Origin of the sequence: Streptomyces agglomeratus (assembly GCF_001746415.1) — a bacterium.
GTDB classification, from domain to species: domain Bacteria; phylum Actinomycetota; class Actinomycetes; order Streptomycetales; family Streptomycetaceae; genus Streptomyces; species Streptomyces agglomeratus.
Map to the genome: position 1 here is coordinate 710,695 of NZ_MEHJ01000001.1, position 23,756 is coordinate 734,450.

Sequence of the window (23,756 nt, forward strand, 5' to 3'; positions counted from 1 at the left end):
GGTCGTACGGTCCCGTCCGACGGCCGCTCCGAACCGGGAGGCGTGCGGAGGAGCCTGGTCCTGCTCGGGAAGACGTCAGTGGCCGTTGAAGAAACCGTACAGTCGGCTGATCCGGCCACCCTCGAACCACGCGACGTCAAACCCGCTCGCCACCGGTGCGCCACCTGTGGGGCCGACCTGCCACGAAAAGTGGACGGCGTCGTGGTGAGTCAGCACCGCGCCAAAGGTGAAGAGCATCCCGGTGAAGTTCTTCTGCGCGGCGGCAACGTACTCGCCTATCGCCGCGGCGCCGTTGGCCGCGACAGTGGGATCGGTGTACGTGGCGTTCGCGGTGAAAACCTGGTCGATCAAAGTTTGCCGCACCCGGTCGTCCGATTCATTCCACATGGCGATGTACTTTTCGACCAGCTCGGTAACGGCATTCTTGTCCATGCCAGGAGATTACATCACCGCCGCGCTGCGGATTCGTACAACTAGCGGCAGAGATAAAGCAGTTGACTTACGCGGTCTCTGGTGCATGAGCTTTTGCAAGTCATCGCCATTCCGTGTGCGAAGGCGAGCCCGTACTCGGCTGTGGGCTCAGCGACGGCAGGCGGCCACGATGGTCAGCAGGACGAGCGCGATGGCCGCCAGCTGGAGGCACGCGTGGCTTGTACCCGGCCCCCTCTTGCGGGTCTCGACGTGGCCACCGGGGGGCGTCCCGGGATGCTTGCGGGCGTAGTGCTCGATCTGCCGGCGCAGCCCCTCGGACTCTTCGAGCCACGGGGTCTTGAAACTGCACTCGCCGCACCAGTAGCGGTTGGCCACGTCGGCTCCTTGCCTTTCGTCGGTGTGCGCACAGGACCGACGGTGACCTTTGTCATGTTCGCTGAACAGGCCGGGGAACCGGCCATCCGTGACCGGTGGCCGCCGGTAGGCTCGCCGCCGTGCGAAATGGCGAGCAGGGAGACGCTCGGTGACAGATGAACTCGGCACGTTGTTGCGCCGACTGCGCGATGCGGCGGATTTGACCCAGGAACAGGTTGCCGAACGGTCCGGGGTGAGCGTGCGCACCATTCGCCGACTGGAGAGCGGCAACTCCACCAACCACCGCATGGGAACGGTGAACCTGCTCGCGGACGCGCTCGAACTCGGTGAGGAGGACCGCCGACGCCTGGCGGCGACCATCACCGCACCGCGGGGCGGGCCGGCCTTCCGAGCACCTGCACCCGAAGAGGCCGCCGCGCCCGTGCCCGAAGAGGCCGCCGCGCCCGTGCCCGCATCCGAGACCGGGTCGGTCGCCCCCCAAAGCCAGTCGGTCGCCCCCGTACCCGGCGCTCTGCGGCCCGGCGAGGCCCTGCCGGGTCCCAGCACGTCCGCGACGCCCACCCGCTTACCCGTACATGACACCGTCGCCGCCGCCGCGCGAGAACTCGCGACGGAGGTCCGGCGGCGCTGGCGCCGGGAGGAGGCGCAACGCAGGGTCCACGACCCGTATCCCCTGCCGGTCCGGTGGGAGCCGGCGCCTGCCGGTCTGACCGACCGAACGGAGAACATCCAGCGTCTGTGGCCCGGGGAGACGGCGCGCGAGTTGGACCTGGAGGGTGACCTCCGGAGCGTGTCCGACGTCTACCTCCGAATCCCGTCCGGACGACTGGCGATCCTCGGCAGGGCCGGTTCGGGGAAGTCCGTACTCACGATCAGGTTCGTACTGGACCTTCTGGAGGCCCCGGTCACGCACGGCCGTGTGCCGGTCATCTTCAGCATCGGCTCCTGGGACCCGACGACCACCGCACTGCGGGACTGGCTGGTCGGCCTGCTGCTGCGCGACCATCCCCATCTGGCCGGTCGCGGCCCCCGCGGGGCGACCCTGGCCGCCGCGCTGGTCGACGCCGACCTGATCCTCCCCGTCCTGGACGGGTTCGACGAGATCGCCGAAGGTCTGCGGCGGGAGGCCCTGGACGCCCTCAACGCCACTTCGTCGCCGCTCGTCCTCACCAGTCGGCGTGACGAGTACGCCGAAGCGGTCCGGGCCGCGCACGCGCCGCTCGTCTGGGCGGCGGGCGTCGTGCTCAGCGACCTCACCCTCGACGACCTCGCCGGCTACCTGCCCCGCACCACGCGAACGATCACGCGGGAAGGGGGCGGAGACGACAGCGCCGGTGGGCCAGGGACGGCGTGGGAGACGGTCATCGGAGAACTGCGCACGCGGGAGAGCCCGGGGAGCGCGAACCTGGCGACAGCCCTGACCACCCCGCTCATGGTCATCCTCGCCCGTACCCTGTACAGCGAGATACCCGGCCAGGATCCGGCCGAACTCCTCGACGTCACCCGCTTCCCCACGGTGAGGAGCGTGGAGGAACACCTGCTGGCGGGCTTCGTGCCCGCCGTCTACCGGCGCCGGCCCCCCGAACGGGACGCCGCCGGCCGGCAGCCGAGGAGTCCTGGCCCGGATGCCGCGAGCGCCGAGCGCTGGCTCGGCCACCTCGCCCACCACCTCGTCCGCTTCGACCGCGACCGGCACGACCTCGCGTGGTGGCAGCTCAGCGACTCGCTGTCGCGCTCGACCCGCACCTTCGCCGTCTTCCTGGCCACCGCCCTGAGCGTCGCCCTGGCCGACTGGCTGGTCGGCCTGCTGCTCACACCGATCGGGATCGGCGAACTCCTGTTGCAGGGCGGTCTCATGGGGCCTGTCGCGGGCATCGCCTTCGGGTCCGTCTACGCGATCATGGACAGGTCCGGGGGCGGAGCGGTCGTCGAACCGACCCGAGTACGGGTGACGCTGCGCGGCTTCCACGGCGGTCTCGGCCGCCGGCCCCTGCGCACCTTCATCGTCCGGTTCGGCCACGGTTTGTTCGGGGGGACCGTCATGGGCATCGGATGCGCCTGCGCCCTCGCCCTCGAACGCGCGCTGTACTCGGGGAGCCCTCTCACCGACCCGCGCGTCATCGAAGGCACTCTGATCAACATGGTGGTCCTGGGGCTGATCTTCGGCTCGGCCGCCGGCCTCGTCTTCGGGCTCATGGCCGCACTCGAAGCACCCGTGGACGTCACCACGGCGGCCACCCCGGTCAGCCTGCTGTCCTCGAACCGTACGACGATGGTGCGACAGTTCCTGGTACTGGCCCCGACACTCACACTGGCCATCGCCTTCGGCGGGTACGTGATCGTCCAGCTGCTCCAGGGCTCGATGGGACGACTCAACTGGGGCTTGCAGGACAGCCTGTTCATCGGAGCGGTCGGCGGACTCGGGGGCGCGGCCTCCTATGTGCTCGCCTTCACCGCCTGGGGACAGTGGTTCGTGTTCTCCCGCGTCTGGCTTCCGCTGACCGGCAGGCTTCCCTGGGACCCCGCCGCGTTCCTGGACGACGCCTACCGGCGCGGGGTCCTGCGGCAGACCGGCGCCGTGTACCAGTTCCGCCATGTCCGGCTGCAACACCACCTCGGGAACGCGTTCCGCCGACAGCACGCCGACTTCGCACCGGCCACCTTCCCGCCCCCACGAGCCGGGGCCTCCTGACAGCGAGGGCGTGAGAGACGGGCCCGGTAGCGGCCCTGGACGGCACCGTTCGGCCCGGGTGGTGGCCGGTCACAAATGGCCGGTCGTACGGCCTGTCCGTCCGACGGCACGGGAGACCAGCATCGGAGCGTCCGACCCGCGGCGCTCATCCTGCCGCCGCGGGGACCCCACGACGACGGGTAACCGATGACGTTTCTCCGCTTCACCACGGTCGGCGCGGCCTTCACGCTCGCGGCCTTGACGGGCACCGGCGCGGCACACGCCGACGCACCGAACGCCGCGCCCGCAGCCACCGCCTCCGCTGCCTCCGCCTCCGCCGTCCCCGCCTTCACCGACGGTCACGGTCTGACGGTGGTCCCGGGGTCCACCGAGGTGCACAGCCCCACCGACTTCACGATCACGGTCACCACGAAGCAGCTCTCCGGGAAGCACAAGATCCGCATCCTCTTGCCCGCCGGGTACGACGCCGACCCCGGCCGGCGCTGGCCGGTCACGTACTTCCTGCACGGCGGTGGCGGCACAGTGAACGACGTCGCGGCGGCGCCGGCACTGCACTCGGACTCGATGATCACCGTGGTGCCGGACGGCGGGCTGAAGGGCTGGTACGCCGACTGGCTGATGCAGAACACCGCCGAAGGGGCCGCGAACTGGGAGACCTTCCACCTCACCCAGGTCGTCCCGTTCATCGACGCCAACCTCCGTACCCGCGCCGACCGGGCCCACCGGGCTGTCGTCGGACTGTCCATGGGCGGCTACGGCTCTCTCCACTACGCCGAGGCCCGGCCCGACCTCTTCGGACACGTCGCCGCACTGTCGGGAGGCATCGACTTCGGCATGCCGCAGGTCCGCGCGGCCGTCCTGGCCACCGAGCTCAACCTCACCGGCGCCTGGTGCGCGGCGAGCAGCTCGTCCGGCTCCGGCAAGTGCACCGGTTTCGGCCCCTACGTGGACAGTGACGCGATCTTCGGTTCGCCGTACCCGTTCTTCGACGCCGACCGCGTATGGAAGGCGGTCGATCCGGCGGCGCCGGCCAACCTCGCCAAGCTGTCCGGCACCGGTATCACCCTTTACACCGGCAACAACGACATCATCGACGTCCACACCGAGGCTGCCTCCAAGACCGTCAAGGCCCGCCTGGACCAGCTGGGCATCCCCAGCCGTCTCGTCAACTACGGCAACGGCGCGTCACTGGCCCCGAGCTGCGACGGCGGCCACAACTACGGCTGTTGGGCCCCCGCTTTCGCCGACTACGTCCCGCGCCTCGAAGCCGCCTTCGCCGCAGCGCGCTGACTGATCGGAAGGGTCTTCGAAGGAGAAGGACGTCATGGTCTTGCACAGAGGTCGCCTGCGGTTACGCGGGTTCGCGGTGCTCACGGTGGCTCTCGCGGTGTTGCTGGGCGCGGATCCTGCGGCAGGGGCGCGAGACACAGCCACATTGTCTGCCGCCAGCGCTGAGAACGGCCCCAAGAAGCTTCCCGCCCCGGGCCCTCGGGGCAAACAGATCACCAAGTGGTTCCAGGATCCTGTCGGCAACATGGCTTATGCGGCGCGCAGGACTGCTGGGCTCGACACAGCGTACGGCCGCAATCTGGCCATCGGCTTCGTGGACATCACCGGCTTGAACGGTGTGGACACCAATGGATACCGCGTGGTGGTGCCCAAGGAGTTGAAGACGAGTGATCCCGCGCTGTACAAGTCGCTCGGTCTCGCCCGCCGACCCCAGATAGAGCGGTTCGTGATCGTACCCACCTTCAACAATCCCTCCACGTCGGAGGCCGACGGCGCGCATTCCGAAATGGTGTTCTTCACCCAAGAGTTACTGTTCATGGGAGTAGCGGACCGCAGCCGTACGTTTCTCCTCTACTCCGATCTCTCCCCCTGTGACGGATGCGCTCCGGAGATTCCGGAGAACACCGAAGTCCGCTGGATGACGAAAAGCGGGAAAGGATCGTTCCAACGCAGGGAGCGCATACTCAACGCTGCCGCCGCCGCGAGCCACGAGGCACAAATGACGGACGCGGACCGGGAACGCAACCAGAAGGCGGTGCTCCGCACCCGTCAGATGGTGCTGGACAAGCGCGCGCGGGAAGCGGAACGGTTGGCCCAGACGTTCGGCAAGGTCACACCGAAGAAGTGCGCGACACAGGCGCCGCCGTCGACCCTGCCGGGCAATGAGTCCGCCGGCGTACACGCACAGTCGGCCTCGCTGGCGTTACCCCGTGCGCGTTCGGTCGCGTACCTCGCCGCGCCTGCCGCTCCCTGCGCCGAAGAGGACACGAAGGGAGCGGGCCGTGGGGGGCTGCCCAGGGCGCTGGCCGGACCGATGGCCGAGGCGTCAGGGGGGATCGATTTCTCCTCGCTCGAACTGCGGTATCTCTCCGACCCCGGCGACGGCAGCGGGCTCCAGTACTCCTTTGAGGCTCCGGCGGTGGCCGGCGGAGATCACCGGCCTCGTACCGGTCTGACGGCGGCTGACCAGGCCTCCGACGCCTTCTTCGTCTGGCTGTCACTGCATCCGAGTTCGTTCTGGGTCAATCTCAAGCCGAACGAGCCGGACCGCATCGTCGACAGTCGGCTGGGCCGTACGGATGCCGGGCGCATCATGCTCCAGGCCGACCTGCGGATGAAGAAGACCGTTGCCAAACTGATCCACCCCGACGCCGCGACGGGCCGGGAATTCTGGAACCGCGTCTCCGGCGCATGTATGTCGTTCCGGACCTGGATCCTCTCCGCGCCGGCCTCGGTGCACAAGAACGGCGACAAGCTCTACATCCTCGACGCGCCCCTCGACGTAAAGATGGAGACCCAGTACCAGCAGAAGACCGGCGCTTCCAAAACCGCCTCATGCCCTCAGCAGGACAAAGCCGCCGAAGACCGCAATGAGCGGCTGTTCCGAAGCCTGATCCTGCCGAAGCTGAAGCATTCCATCAACACGGCGCCGGAATACGCCGAACTGCGGAGGGTCTACCTCGCCCGTGTGGCCGCCGAGTGGTACCGCGAGCTGAGCCGTACCAAGCCCACCACCTATCGCGACCTCGTCGACAAGGGTGACATCACCCCCTGGCAGACCGAGAGCGACTGGAAGCCCACCGACACGTTCGACCAGTACGTCCGCTCTCACACCAAGGGCGAGTTCAAAGTCAGCAAGAGGACGACCAGCGGCAACAAGATCTACGTCCGTACCTACTCCTACGGCGGCGTCGACCTCACCAGGATTCCCCTCCGTAAGGTCTCGGACGACCGCTTCGCTGCGCAGCACGCAGGTCTCGCCAAGGACATCGACCAGTCGCTGAACGCGCCCCGACCCGCGTCCGGAGGCACCGTCCTGCTCGGTGCACCCACTCCACGCCAGGCCGCAGGGCTCGGACCGTCCGAAGAGCCCACCTCCCCCGCCGCACTGGCGCTGCGCCTGCTCCCTGTGCTGCTGCTTCCCCTGGCTGCGCTGCTGTGGTGGCGCCGCCGCCGGCTGAGCGATTCCGCCTCCGCAAGTCCCTTGCGTCGTGCGGCGGCGTCCTCCACCCGTACGAGCAACACCTTCCGGAGGCCGTCATGACCTCTCCCACCGACAAATCCGCAGCACAGGACCCGGCGGCGTCGCCTTCCGGCCCTCTCCCGGTCTCCGGCTCTTCTCCGCCCCTGCAAGAGACGAGGGGCGCCTCGGGTGAGCCGGAGCGCCGCCCCTACGTGCGGCTGATGGCCGCGCTCGGCGGGATGGGTGCGGTAGCCGCCTTGATCGGCGTGCTGGTCGGCTTCACGACCGATCCGGCCTTCCCGCTGCCGGAGAAGTTGCCGACGTTGCCCACCAGGCCGGGCATGCCCTCGGGCCTGCCGACCGGACCGGGGACACTGCCCAGCGGGTTCCCGACCGGCTTGCCGACCGAGATGCCCACGGGCTTCCCCACCGGAATGCCCACGGGTTTCCCTACCGACATCCCCACCGAGATGCCCACGGGCTTGCCCACCGACGTCCCCACCGAGATGCCGACCGGCTTCCCCACCGATTTCCCGACGGAATTCTCCGGAGGGCTGCCGAGTGGCTTCCCCGCGGACGGCTCGATCCCGAAGTCCGGAGGTACCCGATGACGACGGCCCAAGTAGTCCTCTTCCCGCCATCGGGACCGCCGCCTGCTCCCCGCATCCCACGCCACGGCATGGCCGCCGCGATCACGGTGGCGGTCGCCCTGTCGCTGGCCTTCGCCATGGGCCAGATCCTGTACTGGGCACAGCCCACCATCACTTCCCCACTGCCGTGGATGCGGGTGTTCAGGCTCCCGGAGCCGGCTCCTTTCACCTTGACGAAGAGGCTCCTCCACGTCGGCTGGATGATCGCCGCAGCCCTCGGTCTGCTGCTCCTGATCATGTACCGACGCACATCGGGGACGGGCACCGGCGGCCGTGTCGGAACCGTGCGGGCCTGCCAGTTTGGCATCCTGGGCGCTCTGCTGCTGCCCTACGCCGTCATGCCGCTTGACGTACTCGCCAGTGCCCCGCTGGTTCTCGTGATGTGCCTGCCCACCACCGCGGTGGCACTGCTGTGCGTGCATCGTGTGCAGTTGTACCGTCGCCTGCCGGGATGGCTGCTGCTGACGGGCTTCGGCTGGGGTGTGCTGATCGGGGGCGGGTTCGGAACCGTCATGATCGTGTGGTTCCAGCGGTACGCGGGTGGCTACCTGCTCGACTGGGAACACCCCCGGGACGCGATCCGTTCGCTCTACACGCTGCTGTCTCTCAACGCCGGAATGTTCTCCGAAATGGGCAAGGCCGCGGGGGTCGCCGTCCTCTACCTCCTCTTCCGACGGCACTTCGACGGGGTGGTCTCCGGCGCTGTCGTCGGAGCGGCGGTGGGGCTCGGCTTCAATCTCACCGAGACCGTCCGGTTCATGACGGTCATCGATCCCGGCCAGGCAGCCACGCAGTTCTGGATACGGCAGGTGGTCGGGCTGATGGCTGTCCACGTGGCGTTCTCCGCCGTGGTGGGCGCCGGCTTCGGCGCGGCCCGTGGGCTGTCCGTGCGGAAGGACCGTCTGCTCGTCATCGGCGGAGGCGCCGTGGCCGCCATCGGCGGGCACTTCGTCACGGACGCGACCATGCCGAGGCTCGCCACACTGACCGAGGACCTCTTCTCCCACAACCAGACACTCGACCTGCTCGTGGGCGTGCCGCTCGTCACCGCCGTCACTTCGGGGCCGTTCGTTCTCGCGTCCGTGGTCATCCTCCGGCGGGGTCTGCGCGAGCAGGCCGTCGGCCTCGCTCAGGCACTGCGGGGGGAAGCGGGCGTCGGCACGGGCGCGGTCACCCGGCCGGAGGCGGACGTGCTGCTCTCCCCGCGGCGTCGCCTCCTGCTCGAACTGCGGGTGTGGCGCCGGGACGGACTCGCGGGCGTACGCCACCTGAGACGTCTCCACCGGGCGCAGCTCGACCTGGCCACGCAGCACTGGCACCGCACGTCTTCGGGAGCCGACTCTGCCGTGGCCAACGACGCTCCGCTGCGTGCACGCGTGCTGGAGTTGAAAGGTCTTGTCGTACCGGCCGTTCGTCCGTCTTCACCATCGGCGCAGGAGGTCCCGTCATGATCAACCACAGGCGTGTGCGACTGCCGGCCCTGGCCACGGCAACCGCGCTGCTCGTCCTCGGTGCACCCGCCTCCGCCGTGGCGCAGTGCTCGAACCCTGATTACAAGGGCAGTAGGTCGTTTCCCGGCGGAGCCTGCCCGGAGCACGTAGCGGGCTTCGCCTCGGGGGCGATGTGGGGTCTGCTCGCTCTCGCGGCGGGTCTCTGGCTCATCTCCGCGCTGCGCCGATCCCGATCGGAAACCGACACCGACCTGGCGGCGATCGATGCGGTGTTCGGCGGTGCGCTGAACGAGGAGTCGGCGGCAGGGCGGCGCGAGGCGGACCACATGTCGCCGTGATCCGCTGACCCTTCGCACCGGCCGGCTGCGCGCCGGAGGGCCCGTCCGTAAAGCGGTGGACAGCTCTCCGGTGCTCGGCGAGCATCTCCGCGATGAATAACGAACTTCGCTCCATCCCCAAACGCGTCCGCTTCGTCCAGCTCAGCGCAAAGGCACTGCGGGCGCTCGCCGACGGTGACCTCGCCAGCGGCAGCGCCGAGGCCGGGGTCGCCCTTGACGAACACTTCGTCTGCGACCGGGCCCGCCATATTTTCGGCTATCGCGCTGACCAGCTCGCCGAAGACCCGTCTGCCGCGCCCTGGATCACGCGGGCCGCGGTGTCTGAGTCGGACGGCGCCGTTGTCGGCGACGCCGGGTTCCACGGGCCGCCGGACGAGGACGGCACGGTCGAGGTCGGGTACTCCGTCGTTCCCCGGTACCGCCGCCAGGGTTATGGCCGTGCCATGCTGACGGCGCTGCTCGTCAGGGCCGCCGCCGAACCCGGCGTCAGGACCGTACGGGCCACTATCAGGTCCGACAACACCGCCTCCCTGGCCACCATGGCGGGCTTCGGATTCACGCGCGTCGGCGAGCAGGGGAACGAGCGCGACGGACTCGAGATCGTCTTCGAGGTTCCGGCAGACGCTATGCAGGCCGAGTGACTTCACGGCCTCGGCGGACCTCATACTCCAGCCGTGGTTTGCGATGACCCGTGCGGCAGAGTGGGGGCATGACTACGTACGAAACGATGCCGTTCCACCTCGAGACCAAGCGGCTGATACTACGGCCGTGGGCCGAGTCGGACGCCGCTGAGTTTTGCGCCCTTCTCTCCGAACGCGGCAAGGGGACGCCCGCGGTTGAGCACATTCGGACGTCGATCGCGGAGCTGCTCACCGAGACGGCGACCACGGGGATCGCCCTGTTGCCCATCCAGCGCCGTGACGAAGGCGACTTCATCGGCTACTGCGGGCTGATCATCGGCCGCTCGACCCTGGAGGAGCCTGAAATCGCGTATGAGCTGTTTCAGCGCGCGCATGGGCGTGGCTACGCCACCGAGGCGGCAAGCGCGGTGCTCGATGCGGCTGTCGCGACCGGGCGGAAACGGCTCTGGTCGACCGTCGGCGCGTGGAACACACCGTCGCTCCGTGTCCTCGAGAAGCTCGGCTTCGAGCGGGATCACGTTTCCACGGAAGACAACGGTGAAGTCGTCTGGCTAACCCGCTCGTTGCCGTAAGCCGACTGCCCGCTTCCGGGGCTCTCGTGCTCATTCGACCGCGCCGCTCAATGACCCGGCCGGCTCGCGGACCGGGCCACGCGATACGGCAAACGATCGGCCGGACAGCTCCTGATCGTCCTCGTCCTCGAACGCTCGACGTGGCAGCCGCGCAAGGCGACGCGGCTCGGCGGGTGGCGCACCGCGGCAGGGCCTCAGTCCGTATCGGTTGTCGACACATGTCGAGACACCGAGGTCAACCTCTTGACCTCGGCGGCTCCAGCCCACTAATTTGCGGTAGACGTCGACCCATGACTCCCGAAAGGAGGCGACCAGCAGATGTACACCAGCTCTGATCTTGGTCGCCTCGCCCAGTGCACAGCCTGGGTTCCGGGTCGGATCGCGCACGGCTGCTGACACGCCGTTCTGATGTGCCCGTCCGTGGCACGTTCCGGGTTTCCCGTCACCACCTCCCCGCACGTCGCTCTTGCGTGCCGTTTTGCGCCCGCTCGTCTCCTGTGGCGCGCCTGAACACAGAAAGCTGCCTGAAATTGGCGAACATGATGAATCAACCCATCGCGCACCGCATCGAAGGTCCGTCATGGTAGCGGCGCGGATCACGGTCAACGGGAAAGAAACACCGATTTCACCGGCTGCGCCCCACACCACAACGCTGGATTTTCTGCGCGATCGTGGCCTCACCGGCACCAAGGAGGGCTGCGCCGAGGGTGAATGCGGCGCCTGTTCGGTCCTGGTGGCGCGTCCCGGGGTGAACAAGCCCACCGACTGGGTGGCGGTCAACGCCTGCCTGGTTCCGGTCGCCGCACTCGACGGTCAGGAGATCGTCACCTCCGAAGGTCTCGCCACCGCCGGCGAACCCGGCACGCCGCCCACCCTGCACCCGGTGCAGGAGGAGATGGCGGTCCGCGGCGGCTCCCAATGCGGTTACTGCACGCCGGGATTCGTTTGCAGCATGGCTGCCGAGTACTACCGCCCCGACCGCTGCGCGCACTCGGACTCGGGCGCGCACGCGGACTCGGGCTCCGACCCGGACTCGCACGCTGGCTCGGGCTCGGGCTCGGGCGAAACCGTCGACGCCGAGCACGGGCCGAACGGTTTCGATCTGCACGCGCTGAGCGGAAACCTGTGCCGCTGCACCGGATATCGCCCGATCCGCGATGCCGCCTTCGCCGTCGGTACGCCCTCCGACGAGGACCCGCTGGCGCAGCGTCGCGAGCAGTCCCCGCCCGCGCCGGCTACCACTGAGTACACCCAGGACGACAGCGCCTTCCTGCGGAAGAGTTCCCTGGCCGAAACGCTGCGGTTGCTGCGCGAGCGGCCCGACGCGGTGGTGGTCGCCGGCTCGACCGACTGGGGCGTGGAGGTCAACATCCGTTCCCGCCGGGCGGATTGCGTCGTCGCCATCGACCGGCTGTCCGAACTGCGGGAGCTGCGCGTCGAAGCCGACCGCATCGAGATCGGGGCGGCGCTGACGCTCACCGAGATCGAACGCCGCCTCGACGGTGAAGTCCCGCTGCTGGCAGAGTTGTTCCCGCAGTTCGCGTCCCGGCTCATCCGCAACGGTGCGACCCTGGGCGGCAACCTGGGTACCGGCTCCCCCATCGGTGACAGCCCGCCGGTGCTGCTGGCGCTTGAGGCATCGGTGGTGCTCGCCGACGCCGACGGTGAGCGCGAGGTCCCCCTGGCGGACTACTTCACCGGCTACCGGCAGAGCGTGCGCCGTCCCGGCGAGCTGATCCGCTCGGTACGCATCCCGTTGCCGCTGTCGCCGGTCGTGGCCTTCCACAAGATCGCCAAGCGGCGCTTCGACGACATCTCCAGCGTCGCGGTCGCCTTCGCGCTCGACATCGAGGACGGAATCGTCCGCAAGGCACGTATCGGCCTGGGCGGCGTGGCCGCCACCCCGATCCGCTCCCTCGCCACCGAGGCGGCCCTGGAGGGCAAGCCGTGGACGGCGGAGACGGTCGAGGCCGCGGCCCGGGAGCTGCGGGGCGAGGGCACCCCGATGAGCGATCACCGCGCCAGCTCCCTCTACCGCTCCGCGATGCTGGGCCAGAGCCTGCTGAAGCTGTACGCGCAAACCACCGAGGCGGTGTCGTCATGAGTAACTTGTCCGAACGCCCCGAAAAGCCTGTCGTCGGCGTTTCGATGCCGCACGAGAGTGCCACCCTGCACGTCACCGGGACCGCGCTCTACACCGACGACCTGGTCCATCGCACCAAGGACGTCCTGCACGCCTACCCGGTCCAGGTCATGAAGGCCCACGGCAGGATCACCGCGCTGCGCACCGAGCCCGCGCTCGCCGTGCCCGGCGTCGTCCGCGTACTGACCGGTGCCGACGTGCCGGGCGTCAACGATGCCGGGATGAAGCACGACGAACCGCTGTTCCCCAACGAGGTCATGTTCTACGGCCACGCGGTCGCCTGGGTGCTCGGCGAGACCCTGGAGGCGGCCCGGCTCGGCGCGGCGGCCGTCGAGGTGGAACTCGACGAGCAGCCATCCGTGATCACACTTCAGGACGCGATCGCGGCCGACAGTTTCCACGGCGCTCGGCCCGTGATGCTGACCGGTGACGTCGACTCCGGCTTCGCCGATTCCGCGCACGTGTTCACCGGCGAGTTCCAGTTCTCCGACCAGGAGCACTTCTACCTGGAGACGCACGCGGCGCTGGCCCACATCGACGAGTCCGAGCAGGTGTTCGTCCAGAGCAGCACCCAGCACCCGTCGGAGACCCAGGAGATCGTCGCGCACGTACTCGGTCTGCACAGCCACGAGGTGACCGTGCAGTGCCTGCGGATGGGCGGCGGTTTCGGCGGCAAGGAGATGCAGCCGCACGGGTTCGCGGCCGTCGCCGCGCTCGGCGCCAAGCTGACCGGCCGGCCGGTCCGGCTGCGGCTCAACCGGACGCAGGACCTGACCATGTCCGGCAAGCGGCACGGGTTCCACGCCCAGTGGAAGATCGGCTTCGACGCGGACGGCCGTATCCGGGCGCTGGACGCCACCCTGACCGCGGACGGCGGCTGGAGCCTGGACCTGTCCGAGCCGGTGGTGGCCCGCGCGCTGTGCCACATCGACAACACGTACTGGATTCCCAACGCCCGCATCGCCGGTCGCATCGCCAAGACCAACAAGGTCTCCAACACCGCCTTCCGCGGCTTCGGCGGACCGCAGGGCATGCTGGTGATCGAGGACATCATGGGCCGTTGCGCGCCGCTGCTCGGCCTGGACCCCATGGAGCTGCGGGAGCGCAACTTCTACCAGCAGGGGCAGGCGACACCGTACGGACAGCAGGTCTCCCAGCCCGAACGGATCTCGGCCGTCTGGCAGAAGACCCTGGACAACGGCGGCGTCGCCGATCGCAAGCGCGAGATCGCCGCCTTCAACGCCGCGCACCCGCACACCAAGCGGGCACTCGCGGTCACCGGCATCAAGTTCGGCATCTCGTTCAACCTGACCGCCTTCAACCAGGGCGGCGCGCTGGTGCTGATCTACAAGGACGGTTCCGTCCTGATCAACCACGGCGGCACCGAGATGGGCCAGGGCCTGCACACCAAGATGCTCCAGGTGGCCGCGACCACGCTGGGTATCCCGCTGCACAAGGTGCGGCTGGCCCCGACGCGAACCGACAAGGTGCCCAACACCTCCGCCACCGCCGCCAGTTCCGGGGCGGACCTCAACGGTGCGGCGGTGAAGAACGCCTGCGAGCAGCTGCGCGAACGGCTGCTGTCGGTGGCCGCCTCGCAGCTGGGTTCGAACGCCTCGGACGTACGCATCGTCGAGGGCGTCGCGCGCACCCTGGGCAGCGACAAGGAACTGGCCTGGGACGACCTGGTACGCACCGCGTACTTCCAGCGGGTTCAGCTGTCGGCGGCCGGTTTCTACCGGACCGAGGGGCTGCACTGGGACGCGAAGACGTTCCGGGGCTCGCCGTTCAAGTACTTCTCCTACGGCGCCGCCGCGGCCGAGGTGGAGGTGGACGGCTTCACCGGCGCGTACCGCATCCGGCGGGTGGACATCGTGCACGATGTCGGCGACAGCCTGTCGCCGATGATCGACATCGGTCAGGTCGAGGGTGGCTTCGTGCAGGGGGCGGGCTGGCTGACGCTGGAGGACATGCGCTGGGACGCCACTGACGGGCCGAACCGCGGCCGGCTGCTGACCCAGGCGGCGAGCACGTACAAGCTGCCGAGCTTCTCGGAGATGCCCGAGGAGTTCAACGTCACGCTGCTGGAGAATGCCACCGAAGAGGGCTCGGTGTACGGGTCCAAGGCGGTGGGTGAGCCTCCGCTGATGCTGGCGTTCTCGGTACGGGAAGCGTTGCGGCAGGCCGCCGCGGCGTTCGGACCGAGCGGTGCCAGCGTGGAGTTGGCCTCGCCCGCCACGCCGGAAGCGGTGTACTGGGCGATCGAGACGGCTCACCGGGGCGATGCGTCCCGGAACGGGCACGCCCGCAACGGATCGGCCGGGGACGCCACCGAAGGCACGACCCGAACCGACGCCGACGCAACAGTGCTGAGCGGTGCCTGACATGACGTGGGTCGCCGCGGTCGCACGGTTGCGGGCACGACGGGAGTCCGGCGTGCTCGTGACTGTCGCGACCGTGCGCGGCCATGCCCCACGCGACGCCGGTGCGAAGCTTGTTGTGGGGCAGACCGAGACGTGGGGCTCGATCGGTGGCGGCAACGTCGAGGCCGTCGCGATCGACCGGGCCCGGGAGATGATCGCCGCTTCCAACCCGGAGCAGGAGCCGGAGCTGATCGATTTCGCCTTGAACGACAAGGTGACCAACCAGCATGGCGTGCAGTGCTGCGGCGGCACGGTCTCGGTGCTGCTCGAACCGCTGCCGGTGGTACGGGCCGTGGCCATCTTCGGCGTCGGGCACGTCGGGCTGGAACTGGCGCGCATCTTGGCACGTCAGAACCTCGACCTCCATCTGATCGACACCCGCTCCGCCATCCTCACCGAGGAGCGGCTCGACGTACTGGCGGACGCGGTGGCGCAGGTGCACGTGCACTACACGCCGCTGCTGCCCGAGGAGGTGCTGGAGGAGCTGCCGCGCGGTACCCACATCCTGATCATGACCCATGATCACGCCGAGGACGCCGCCCTGTGCGACGCCGCCTTGCGCACCAACCACCTCGGCTCGATCGGGCTGATCGGGTCGGCGGCCAAGTGGGTACGGTTCCGCAAGCGCCTCGCCACCGAGGGCGGTCAAGACGAGGCCACCATCGATCGGATCAAGACCCCGATCGGGCTGGCCGACATCACCGGCAAGGAACCCGCGACCATTGCCGTGAGCGTCGCTGCCGATTTGCTGCGCGCCTTCGAAACCGAGGGGAACTGACTCTCTCCACCGGATCGACAGGGTGCCCCGCGTCGCGCTCGTACGAACGCACCCGCGCGGGGCACCCTTTCGGCGTGCCCGTACCCATCCCTTCGCAGGCGGCGCTCTCAGCGGGCTGATCAGCGAGCCCCGCCACCGGTTCCCCGGCTCATGCCGGGATGTGCTCGGTGAACGCCGGCGTCCGGCGTCTTCCGGCGATGCTGCCCAGCCCGCCGAGCAGGAAGGCGACCGGCATCGACACGAGGACCACCGTCTGGAGCGGGAACCAGTCGAAGTGGCGGTCCGGCAGGAGCGCCATCGGCGAGCCCGAGAAGACCGGTCCTGAGATCTGCAACCCGATGGCGCAGAACAGACCTCCGTACAGCGTCCAGAGAAGTCCGGCGCGGGTGTAGCGGCTCCAGAAGAGCGAGTACACCAGGGCCGGCAGCAGGCAGGAGGCTGCCACCGCCAGGGCGAGGGCAGACAGGAACCCGACGTTCCAGCCCTGTACGCCGACCGCAAGCCCGATGCTCAGCAGTCCGACCCCGGCGGACGCCATGCGGGCGGCGGCCACCTCGCGGCCCTCCGTCGTGCGGCCTCGGCGCACGACATGCGTGACCAGGTCGTGGGCGACCGCCCCCGCCGCCGCCAGGGTGACGCTCGCGACCACCGCCAGCGTGGTGAGGAACACCGCGCAGGAGACCAGGACGACGAGCCAGGCGTCGCCCGTGGACGAGCCGCTCGCCAGTTCGCCGGTGAGCATCAGCAGCGTGCTGGTGGCTCCCGGATCCGCTGTGAGGATCTTCGGAGCACCGACCAGCGCCGCTCCCCCGAAGCCCAGCACGGCTGTGGTGAGGCAGAAGGCACCGACCATGCCGATGGTGTGGCGCACCGTACGGCGGGCGGCGGCCCCGTCGGGTGCCGTGTTGAGCTGCATCGCGACGTGGGGCAGGCATGCCACACCCAGCACGATGCTGATCATCAGACCGATGTAGTCGAGTGTGCCTTCGGCTCCGCCGGTGCCGGCGAAGCGCAGCCCGGGCTGCGGGTAGGCGGCGGGACGGCCACTGCCTTGCCCGGCGGCGTGGATCAGGGAGTCGGTGCTCCAGCCGAAACGGTCGAGCACCACCGCCGCCACGACCAGGGCCATGCCCAGCAGTACGACCGTCTTGAGTACCTGGAGGGTGATCATGCCGCGCATCCCGCCGAACGTCGTCGCGCAGACGACGAGGAGGCCGATCATGACAATGGACGTCTGTTCGGGGCCCGGACCGGACAGCCCCAGCAGCATCGCGGTGGTCACTCCCGCACCGGAGAGCTGCACCACCAGGTACGGGACGCAGACGCTCAAGGTGACGACGGCGACCGCGATCCTCGCTGCGGGCCCGGGGGCCCGCAGGGCAAAGATGTCGCCGAAGGTGTAGAGGCCGCGCTCACGCAGGGGGCCGGCCAGCAGGAGCAGTACGCCGAGGGACAGCACCGTACACAGGGCTATGAAGAGACCGTCGTAGCCGAAGACCGCGACGGTTCCTGTTGTACCGAGCACCGTGGCCGCCGACAGGTAGACGCCGGACAGCACGAGGGCGCCGCGGAGGGGCGAGAGCGCGCGACCGGCTGTGTAGAAGTCGTTGACCCGGTCCCGCGCGGGACCGCTGAGAACGCAGATGAAGAGGATGGGCACGATGAACGCGAGGAATCCCACGAGAACCATGCCGCGCGTGTCCGAGTCCAGGACGCCGGCACCGGGTGAGGCGGCGAGCACGAGCTGAGCGGTCGTCATCGGTATCAGTACTCCACGTCCGCGTGGCGGTCGTACCGCACCGCCGTCCACAGCAGGAGGGAGCCCTGGGCGAGGATGGCCAGCATGCCGATGTTCGTTTCTCCCCAGGTACGAGTGGCCATGAACTCGGCGGCGAAGAGGGCGAGCAGCAGGTGTACGCCGAAGGTCACTCCGTTGACCAGGGCGAAGGACCGGCCCGGGCGGTACGGATGGGGCCGATGATGAAGCCGGGGAGCGTGCTGGCGGGACATGGCGGTCTCCTGGCGGGCGTGGAGGGCGGGCGGGTTACCCGCTGATGCGGGCCTACCAGAACAGCTACGGCCCGGCCGGTCCACGCTCTGTGCCCGCGCTGTTGTCGACGCCCAACGGCACGGTGTGTTCACTGTGCCGATGCCCACCACGGCCGCGCCCCTCAGGGCCACGGGTCGTCAGAGGGCCGACGGGGGACGCGATGGCTCCTGGGCGCCGGACGCGCCGGGGGCGGCGGCCGGCCCGAGCAGCCGGAGTGCGTCGAGGGCGAGGGTGAGCTGCACCAGATCGCGGGGCCGGGACAGAGCGAGACCCGTTGTCTGCTCGAAGCGGCGCAGCCGGTTGAGCACGGTGTTGCGATGGCAGAGCATGTGCCGGGCGGTCTGGACGGCGGAGCCGCCCTTCTCGATCCAGACTCCGAGGGTGGCGAACAGGGTGTCGCGGTCCGCGGGTTCCAGGTCGTACATGGGCTGGAGCACCTGGAGCGTCAGTTCGGCGGACAGGTCGGGCCGGGAGAGCAGGAGGCCGTCGGGCAGGCGGGAGTCGAGCCGGGCGATCTCGCCGTCGGCCCGGCACGTACGCAGCGCGAGTCCGGCCATGTCACGGGCCCGGGACAGGCTGTGCAGCCCCTGTACGACCGGGCTGATGCCGATGCGCAGTCCGGTACCGGCGACCAGGCCCGACGCCAGGGCGTCCAGGGGACGGTCGCCCAGGTGCGCGACGAGCACAGCGCGCTGCCCGCGGGTATGGCGCAGGACCCGTATCCCGTGCACCTCCGGGACGCTTTCCGGCAGGCGGCCGTACGGCGGTGTGGCTCCTATCATCGCCACGGCGAACCGTCCGTCGAGCGGCAGATCGAGGATCGCCGCCGCGTCCCGGGCGAAGTCGGGTTCGTTGCGGCTCTCCAGCAGGGCGGCGAGGATCAGGCGGACGCGTTCACCGTGCCGGCTGGCGACGCCCTTGGCGACCTGCCGGTAGGCGTCGGCGACCAGGACGGCGTCGCGGTCGTTGTGTTTCCACACCAGCTCGGCCACGTGCACCAGCTGGCGCGAGTCGCCGAGCCCGTGCCGCTCCACCGCACGGACGATCCCGCTCCAGACCTCCGAGCCGGCGACACGGTAGGCGTGCATCACCTCGTCGAGGGGGCGGCCCTCTTCGGCGCGCCGGATGCCCAGTTCCCTGGTGTACCGCTCGACGTCCACGAGCCTGCCCGGGTCCAGGCCCGCCTCCAGCCCGTGGCGGACGCCGGTGCTCACGGACCGCCGCAGGTCGGGCGGGGCGAGCGGGTCCGCGTAGTACTGGACCTCGGTCCGGATCTTCTCGACGACGGTGTCGGTGAAGTCGGTACCGCGTCCCAGCAGGCGTCGGCAGGCACGATCGAAGAGCTGGAGCGCGGTGGACTCCGCCGCGGCGGCGGGCGGCCCGCCGACGGCCTCGTCGTGGCCGCGAGCGCCCTCCCGGCTCAGCTCGGCGCGGAGCTTGCCGGTCGTCGCCGGGAGGCGCTCGTCGCCGCGGCCGGTGCCGACAGGGGTGGTGGTACGAGCGCTGCCGGAAATGGCGTTGGTGTGCATGGACCCTCCAAACGGACGGGACGTGCCAAAACACCGCGGCGGATCGCCAAGTGTGTGCTGCGCGGTGCGCTGTGCGGTGCGCTGTGCGGTTTCTCCACAGGGTCGGCCGCCGGAGCGTGGAAGGCGGCGGCGTCCTCCGGGAAGCCACCATGCTAAGCAGTCGGTTAGCCCAGGGCGAGGGCTCAGCGAAACCGTGATGATTCCGCCACATTCGGCCCGGCGGTACGGATGGCGCCCCCTCACCGCCGAGCGGCAGGACGTGGCGTGCGGCGAGCGGGGCCGGGGGGCGACGGCGGGCACGTGGGCAGGCCACCGCGTGGGCGGGAGACGGATAGCGCCTGATGGGGGCGCGGCCATGGGCGGCGATGGGTCGCGGCCGTGGGCGGCGATGGGCGGTGACGGTTAAGAAATCCGGCTGACGAGTGAACCCACCCCTCCCTTTTTCCGTCTGAGAGAGGCGGGAACCATGCGCGGGAACATGTGCGGGAAAGACAGCGCGAGATGTCGGCGACGAAATCTCGCACTCCTTCTTTGACGTGCTCATATTCGGGCTTCTAATGTAGGTCAGCGTTACAACACACGCTGCTGAGACGGCTTTTGACGATCCGTCGGTTCGTCATGCGCTCGTATGCGGCCGTTGTGTCATTTCACCGAATCGGAGAAACCCCCCATGCGAATTCCATTCCTCCGCCGCTCCGGGCGGACGACCGTCGCCGGTCTGGCGGCCGGCGCGGCGCTCACCCTTTGCATATCGGGTGCGAGTACGGCCCAGGCCGCACCGGTGGCGAAGGACGGCGACCGGCCCAGCGCCTACATCATCGGCGGCGCAGCGAAGCCCAACGGTACGTACCCCTTCATGGCCGCACTGCTGAACAAGGGCAGGGACAGCGCCGTGGACCGGCAGTTCTGCGGCGGCAGCCTGCTCTCGCAGGACGTAGTGATGACCGCCGCGCACTGCGTCGAGGGCACCAAGGCCAAGACCATCGAGGTCACGGTCGGCCGCACCCTGCTGTCGGACAAGCGGCAGGGATCGCTGCGCAACGTGGCCGACATCGTCGTCCACCCGAGGTACGCCAAGGGCAATGAGGCGTACGACATGGCGCTGCTGATACTGGACAAGCCGGTCCGCGGCACGGCGCCGGTCCACCTGCCGACCGCCGGGACCGACGCCCTGATCCGGCCCGGCGCCTCGGCCACGGTCGCGGGCTGGGGCAACACCGACACCGAGGTCCCGAAGTACCCGGACCGGCTGCGTGCGGTGAACGTGCCAGTGCTCTCGCACATCGAGTGCAAGGCCAGTTACCCCGGCTACGACAAGAGCGTCAACGTCTGCGCAGGCGTCGAGGGCAAGGACTCGTGCCAGGGCGACAGCGGCGGCCCGCTGTTCCGCAAGCTGCCGGGCCGTCAGGGCGTCTACCAGATCGGCATCGTGTCGTACGGAGACGGCTGCGCCGAGCAGGGAGCCCCGGGCGTCTACACCTACACCGGCTCCGCCAAGCTGTGGAAGACGCTCGACGAGTCGGCCAAGGGTAAGAAGGTCAAGCGCCTGCTCGGGCGCTGACCGGCCGACAACCCGCTGCCCGGCCCTCTGCCGGGCGCTGACCGGTCCCGCCGGGCGCTGACCGTGACGGCCCGTTGCCCCGTCCCGCCGCCGCGGAGCCGGGCAGCGGGCCGTGCTCACGCCGCCGCGTGGAACAGGGCCGCCGCCTCGCCCCGCGAGGCGACCCCCAGCTTCGTCAGGATCTTCGCGACGTGGAACTTCACGGTCGACTCGCTGATGTGGAGTTCCTGCGCGATCACCCGGTTGCGGTGCCCGAGCGCGAGTCTCGCCAGCACCTCCAGTTCCCGCGCCCCCAAAGAGCTCAGCGGATCGGCGGATGCCGGGGCGGCGGGCGTAGCCAGGGGGACCACCGCGGTGACCGTCGTCCCCCAGCCGGGCACCGCGTCCACCTCCAGCCGCCCGCCGAGGACTTCGAGCCGGTCGGCGATGCGGGCGGACCCCAGCTCGCACACGGACATCGTGCCCGGCCCGTCGTCCCGTACGGTCGCGCGCAACTCCTGCTCGGTGATCTGCCAGCCCACCCGCACCCGGGTCGTCGTCTCCTGCTCCAGCACGGTCAGCACCACCGCCCGCACGATCGCCCGCGCCGCGTGCGCCACGTCTGCGGCGACCCCGCGGACGGAGTCGAGAGGCCCCAGTTCCAGTTGGACGCGGCTGTGGCGCAGCAGCGCGCGCAGCGAGTCCGCGAGCCGGCCGAAGGCTTCGTCCGCCCGCTCCTCGGCGACGGCCTTGTCCCGGTCCGTCTCGGTCCGCAGTTCCATGAGCGCGGTCACGGCCAGCTCCGTGGCGGTGGCCCGCGCGGCCGCGTCGTCGAGGTTACGGCTGCGCAGTACCCCCAACAGCCCGGTCAGCGCGGCCGAGTGCCTCTCGCTCAGCTCCGCGATCACCCTGGCCCGGGTGTCGGCGGCGGCGCGTGAGCGGGCCAGTGCGCCGGGGGTCGCCTCCGTCGCCAGCCGGTCGAAGTGGCTGGTCACCAGGGACCACAGGGCCTGCACTACGGCCAGCGCGCCCTCTTCCACCGGTAGAGCGCCGGCCTCGCGTACGAGGACCAGCAGCGCGCCCCGCGGCGTCGCGTCGGACATCACGGCGACCACGGGCCGCTCGGCCCCGGCGATCGTGGCCGCGCCCTGCCACGGCCGGCCGGGCACACCGGCGAGGAAGAGCGGTTCCAGGTCGGCCGCGCCGATCCGGGTGGCGAACGGCGCTTCACCGGCCACCTTGAAGGGCGAGTGCGCGCAGTGGGTGGACAGTTCGGCGGCTGCCAGGTGCGGGACCGCCTCCGCCAGAACCGCCGACAGCCGGGGCAGGATCTGCCCCAGCGGCTGCCGGATGACGTCGTAACCCGCGGTCAGTGCGGCCAGGGCGGTGGCGCCGGGCGAGAGGGCCGGCGCGTCGGCGGCAGCGGTGTCCGCCGTGGGCAGGAAGGTCACGGTCCCGGTGGTTGTCAGCTCCATTCGGCCAGCGTAGCCAGGGCCGGGTCGCGTACGGCTGGTCTTTCGGCCAGTACGGACTGTCCCGAAGACCTGTCCGAACGGCCGTCCCGGCGGCGGAGGCTGTGGACGTCAACCGATCAGCGTCAGCAGCGGGGAGTCAGTCATGGAAGCGATCGTTCACGACACGTTCGGCGGTCCGGAGGTCCTGCGTCACGACCAGGTGCGTAAGCCGGAGCCGGAAGCGGGCCAGGTCAGGGTGCGGGTGATGGCGGCCGGAGTGAACCCGCTCGACTATAAGATCCGCAACGGATGGATGGACGAGTTCTACCCGACGACACTGCCGGCCGTACCGGGCCTGGAGTTCGCCGGAATCGTGGACGCGGTCGGCGAGGGTGTCACCCACACCGCGGTGGGTGAGGAGGTGCTCGGCTGGACGACGACGGGCGCCTACGCCCAGTACGCGCTGGCCGGGCACATCACGGCCAAGCCCGCCGCCCTTTCCTGGGAGCGGGCGGCGTCCCTGCCCGTGGCCGGCGAAACCGCCCAGCGGGTACTGGACCTGCTGGGCGTGAAGTCCGGCGAGGTGCTGCTGGTGCACGGCGCGGCGGGCGTGGTCGGCTCGGTCGCCGTACAGCTCGCGACCTCCGCCGGAGTCACGGTCGTCGGCACGGCGTCGGAGGCGAACCACGAGTACCTGCGTGCGCTCGGATCGGTTCCCGTCAGGTACGGGGACGGGCTGGCCGAGCGGGTACGGGCGGCCGCCCCTGAGGGCGTGGACGCGGTCTTCGACACGGCCGGGCACGGCGTGCTCCCGCTGTCGATCGAGCTGCTCGGCGGCGCCGCCGACCGTGTCGTCACCATCGCCGATACCAACGCCGCCGACCACGGCGTGGTCTTCTCTGCCGGCGGTACGGCGCCCGAGGTCATCCGGGCGGGGCTGGCCGAACACGCCCGTCTCGCCGCCGAGGGGCTGCTGGACGTCCGTATCGCCGAGGTCTTCGCGCTCGCGGACGCGGCGAAGGCGCAGGAGCTGAGCGAGGCCGGACATGCGCGGGGCAAGCTGATCATCAAGCCCTGACGCCAGGCCGCTGACCCGGCCGCCACGCCCGACGCGGCTCCGGGTCAGCAGGCGATGCCCCTGCAACGCGGCCATGCGCACCGGGTCTCACCGGACGTACTGGGTCACCCGACGTACTGGGACCACCGGACGTACGGC

The 23,756-nt window shown here is 69.8% G+C and carries 19 protein-coding genes; 12 read left to right on the forward strand and 7 right to left on the reverse strand.

Translation table 11 applies throughout. The annotated features are described in order from the left end of the window. Nucleotides 1-75: 75 nt before the first annotated feature. Complete coding sequence (locus tag AS594_RS02800) at nucleotides 76-432, reverse strand: nuclear transport factor 2 family protein (RefSeq protein ID WP_069925492.1); 357 nt, start codon at nucleotides 430-432, stop codon at nucleotides 76-78. Nucleotides 433-579: 147 nt separating this feature from the next. Further along, nucleotides 580-807 (reverse strand): hypothetical protein, encoded by a 228-nt coding sequence (locus AS594_RS02805; protein WP_069925493.1) that lies wholly within the window; start codon nucleotides 805-807, stop codon nucleotides 580-582. A 148-nt stretch (nucleotides 808-955) separates the two neighbouring features. Here AS594_RS02805 and AS594_RS02810 point away from each other — a divergent pair, with 148 nt between their 5' ends. The 3 genes from AS594_RS02810 (at nucleotide 956) to AS594_RS02820 (ending at nucleotide 7,052) form a co-directional block, all read left to right on the forward strand. Further along, nucleotides 956-3,499, forward strand: coding sequence for a helix-turn-helix domain-containing protein (locus tag AS594_RS02810; RefSeq protein WP_069934936.1), 2,544 nt, complete (start codon nucleotides 956-958; stop codon nucleotides 3,497-3,499). A 186-nt stretch (nucleotides 3,500-3,685) separates the two neighbouring features. Next, nucleotides 3,686-4,789 (forward strand): alpha/beta hydrolase, encoded by a 1,104-nt coding sequence (locus AS594_RS02815; protein WP_069933501.1) that lies wholly within the window; start codon nucleotides 3,686-3,688, stop codon nucleotides 4,787-4,789. A gap of 244 nt (nucleotides 4,790-5,033) precedes the next feature. Then, nucleotides 5,034-7,052, forward strand: coding sequence for a hypothetical protein (locus AS594_RS02820; RefSeq protein ID WP_069933500.1), 2,019 nt, complete (start codon nucleotides 5,034-5,036; stop codon nucleotides 7,050-7,052). A 127-nt stretch (nucleotides 7,053-7,179) separates the two neighbouring features. Here AS594_RS02820 and AS594_RS47175 read toward each other — a convergent pair whose 3' ends face one another. Further along, nucleotides 7,180-7,497, reverse strand: coding sequence for a hypothetical protein (locus tag AS594_RS47175; protein WP_069933499.1), 318 nt, complete (start codon nucleotides 7,495-7,497; stop codon nucleotides 7,180-7,182). Between the two features lie 153 nt (nucleotides 7,498-7,650). Here AS594_RS47175 and AS594_RS02830 point away from each other — a divergent pair, with 153 nt between their 5' ends. The 7 genes from AS594_RS02830 (at nucleotide 7,651) to xdhC (ending at nucleotide 15,967) form a co-directional block, all read left to right on the forward strand. Next, nucleotides 7,651-9,072: a PrsW family glutamic-type intramembrane protease gene (locus AS594_RS02830; protein WP_069925498.1), complete on the forward strand. Its 1,422-nt coding sequence runs from the start codon at nucleotides 7,651-7,653 to the stop codon at nucleotides 9,070-9,072. After that, entirely contained in the window at nucleotides 9,069-9,410 is a 342-nt protein-coding gene (locus AS594_RS02835) for a hypothetical protein (RefSeq protein ID WP_069925499.1), read from the forward strand. The genes AS594_RS02830 and AS594_RS02835 overlap by 4 nt, the downstream gene beginning before the upstream one ends. A 92-nt stretch (nucleotides 9,411-9,502) precedes the next feature. Next, nucleotides 9,503-10,051 carry a GNAT family N-acetyltransferase gene (locus tag AS594_RS02840; protein ID WP_069925500.1) on the forward strand — a complete coding sequence of 183 codons (549 nt, stop codon included), beginning with the start codon at nucleotides 9,503-9,505 and terminating at the stop codon, nucleotides 10,049-10,051. 68 nt (nucleotides 10,052-10,119) lie between these two features. Then, nucleotides 10,120-10,623, forward strand: a complete 504-nt coding sequence (locus AS594_RS02845) for a GNAT family N-acetyltransferase (RefSeq protein WP_069925501.1) — start codon at nucleotides 10,120-10,122, stop codon at nucleotides 10,621-10,623. Nucleotides 10,624-11,203: 580 nt separating this feature from the next. After that, nucleotides 11,204-12,727, forward strand: coding sequence for a xanthine dehydrogenase small subunit (locus AS594_RS02850; RefSeq protein ID WP_069925502.1), 1,524 nt, complete (start codon nucleotides 11,204-11,206; stop codon nucleotides 12,725-12,727). After that, nucleotides 12,724-15,150: a xanthine dehydrogenase molybdopterin binding subunit gene (gene xdhB / locus AS594_RS02855; RefSeq protein WP_069925503.1), complete on the forward strand. Its 2,427-nt coding sequence runs from the start codon at nucleotides 12,724-12,726 to the stop codon at nucleotides 15,148-15,150. The genes AS594_RS02850 and xdhB overlap by 4 nt, the downstream gene beginning before the upstream one ends. Before the next feature lies 1 nt (nucleotide 15,151). Next, nucleotides 15,152-15,967, forward strand: a complete 816-nt coding sequence (gene xdhC / locus AS594_RS02860; protein ID WP_107357994.1) for a xanthine dehydrogenase accessory protein XdhC — start codon at nucleotides 15,152-15,154, stop codon at nucleotides 15,965-15,967. A gap of 148 nt (nucleotides 15,968-16,115) precedes the next feature. Here the strand turns inward: xdhC and AS594_RS02865 are convergent, their stop codons facing one another. The 3 genes from AS594_RS02865 to AS594_RS02875 all read right to left on the reverse strand — a co-directional run bounded on the left by AS594_RS02865 (nucleotide 16,116) and on the right by AS594_RS02875 (nucleotide 19,546). Then, entirely contained in the window at nucleotides 16,116-17,726 is a 1,611-nt protein-coding gene (locus tag AS594_RS02865) for a sodium/solute symporter (RefSeq protein WP_069925505.1), read from the reverse strand. Nucleotides 17,727-17,731: 5 nt separating this feature from the next. Next, nucleotides 17,732-17,977, reverse strand: a complete 246-nt coding sequence (locus tag AS594_RS02870; protein WP_069934937.1) for a DUF485 domain-containing protein — start codon at nucleotides 17,975-17,977, stop codon at nucleotides 17,732-17,734. A gap of 177 nt (nucleotides 17,978-18,154) precedes the next feature. Beyond that, the gene (locus AS594_RS02875; RefSeq protein ID WP_079148325.1) at nucleotides 18,155-19,546 is read right to left on the reverse strand and encodes a PucR family transcriptional regulator; all 1,392 of its coding nucleotides are present in this window, start codon (nucleotides 19,544-19,546) and stop codon (nucleotides 18,155-18,157) included. Nucleotides 19,547-20,216: 670 nt separating this feature from the next. Here AS594_RS02875 and AS594_RS02880 point away from each other — a divergent pair. Next, nucleotides 20,217-21,107, forward strand: a complete 891-nt coding sequence (locus tag AS594_RS02880) for a S1 family peptidase (RefSeq protein WP_069933495.1) — start codon at nucleotides 20,217-20,219, stop codon at nucleotides 21,105-21,107. A gap of 116 nt (nucleotides 21,108-21,223) precedes the next feature. On the opposite strand, the gene AS594_RS47180 is transcribed toward AS594_RS02880, so the two are convergent. Beyond that, entirely contained in the window at nucleotides 21,224-22,561 is a 1,338-nt protein-coding gene (locus AS594_RS47180; RefSeq protein WP_079148324.1) for a helix-turn-helix transcriptional regulator, read from the reverse strand. 142 nt (nucleotides 22,562-22,703) lie between these two features. Between AS594_RS47180 and AS594_RS02890 the strand changes: the two genes are divergently transcribed. Then, a complete protein-coding gene (locus AS594_RS02890; RefSeq protein ID WP_069933494.1) occupies nucleotides 22,704-23,618 on the forward strand; it encodes an NADP-dependent oxidoreductase in 915 nt (304 codons plus the stop codon). Nucleotides 23,619-23,756: the final 138 nt, after the last annotated feature.

Coding starts and splice junctions, on each gene's coding strand:
- AS594_RS02800 (WP_069925492.1), bottom strand. CDS start 432: ATGGACAAGAATGCCGTTACCGAGCTGGTCGAAAAGTACATCGCCATG.
- AS594_RS02815 (WP_069933501.1), top strand. CDS start 3,686: ATGACGTTTCTCCGCTTCACCACGGTCGGCGCGGCCTTCACGCTCGCG.
- AS594_RS02820 (WP_069933500.1), top strand. CDS start 5,034: ATGGCTTATGCGGCGCGCAGGACTGCTGGGCTCGACACAGCGTACGGC.
- AS594_RS02830 (WP_069925498.1), top strand. CDS start 7,651: ATGGCCGCCGCGATCACGGTGGCGGTCGCCCTGTCGCTGGCCTTCGCC.
- AS594_RS02835 (WP_069925499.1), top strand. CDS start 9,069: ATGATCAACCACAGGCGTGTGCGACTGCCGGCCCTGGCCACGGCAACC.
- AS594_RS02840 (WP_069925500.1), top strand. CDS start 9,503: ATGAATAACGAACTTCGCTCCATCCCCAAACGCGTCCGCTTCGTCCAG.
- AS594_RS02845 (WP_069925501.1), top strand. CDS start 10,120: ATGACTACGTACGAAACGATGCCGTTCCACCTCGAGACCAAGCGGCTG.
- AS594_RS02850 (WP_069925502.1), top strand. CDS start 11,204: ATGGTAGCGGCGCGGATCACGGTCAACGGGAAAGAAACACCGATTTCA.
- xdhB (WP_069925503.1), top strand. CDS start 12,724: ATGAGTAACTTGTCCGAACGCCCCGAAAAGCCTGTCGTCGGCGTTTCG.
- xdhC (WP_107357994.1), top strand. CDS start 15,152: ATGACGTGGGTCGCCGCGGTCGCACGGTTGCGGGCACGACGGGAGTCC.
- AS594_RS02865 (WP_069925505.1), bottom strand. CDS start 17,726: ATGACGACCGCTCAGCTCGTGCTCGCCGCCTCACCCGGTGCCGGCGTC.
- AS594_RS02870 (WP_069934937.1), bottom strand. CDS start 17,977: ATGTCCCGCCAGCACGCTCCCCGGCTTCATCATCGGCCCCATCCGTAC.
- AS594_RS02875 (WP_079148325.1), bottom strand. CDS start 19,546: ATGCACACCAACGCCATTTCCGGCAGCGCTCGTACCACCACCCCTGTC.
- AS594_RS02880 (WP_069933495.1), top strand. CDS start 20,217: ATGCGAATTCCATTCCTCCGCCGCTCCGGGCGGACGACCGTCGCCGGT.
- AS594_RS47180 (WP_079148324.1), bottom strand. CDS start 22,561: ATGGAGCTGACAACCACCGGGACCGTGACCTTCCTGCCCACGGCGGAC.
- AS594_RS02890 (WP_069933494.1), top strand. CDS start 22,704: ATGGAAGCGATCGTTCACGACACGTTCGGCGGTCCGGAGGTCCTGCGT.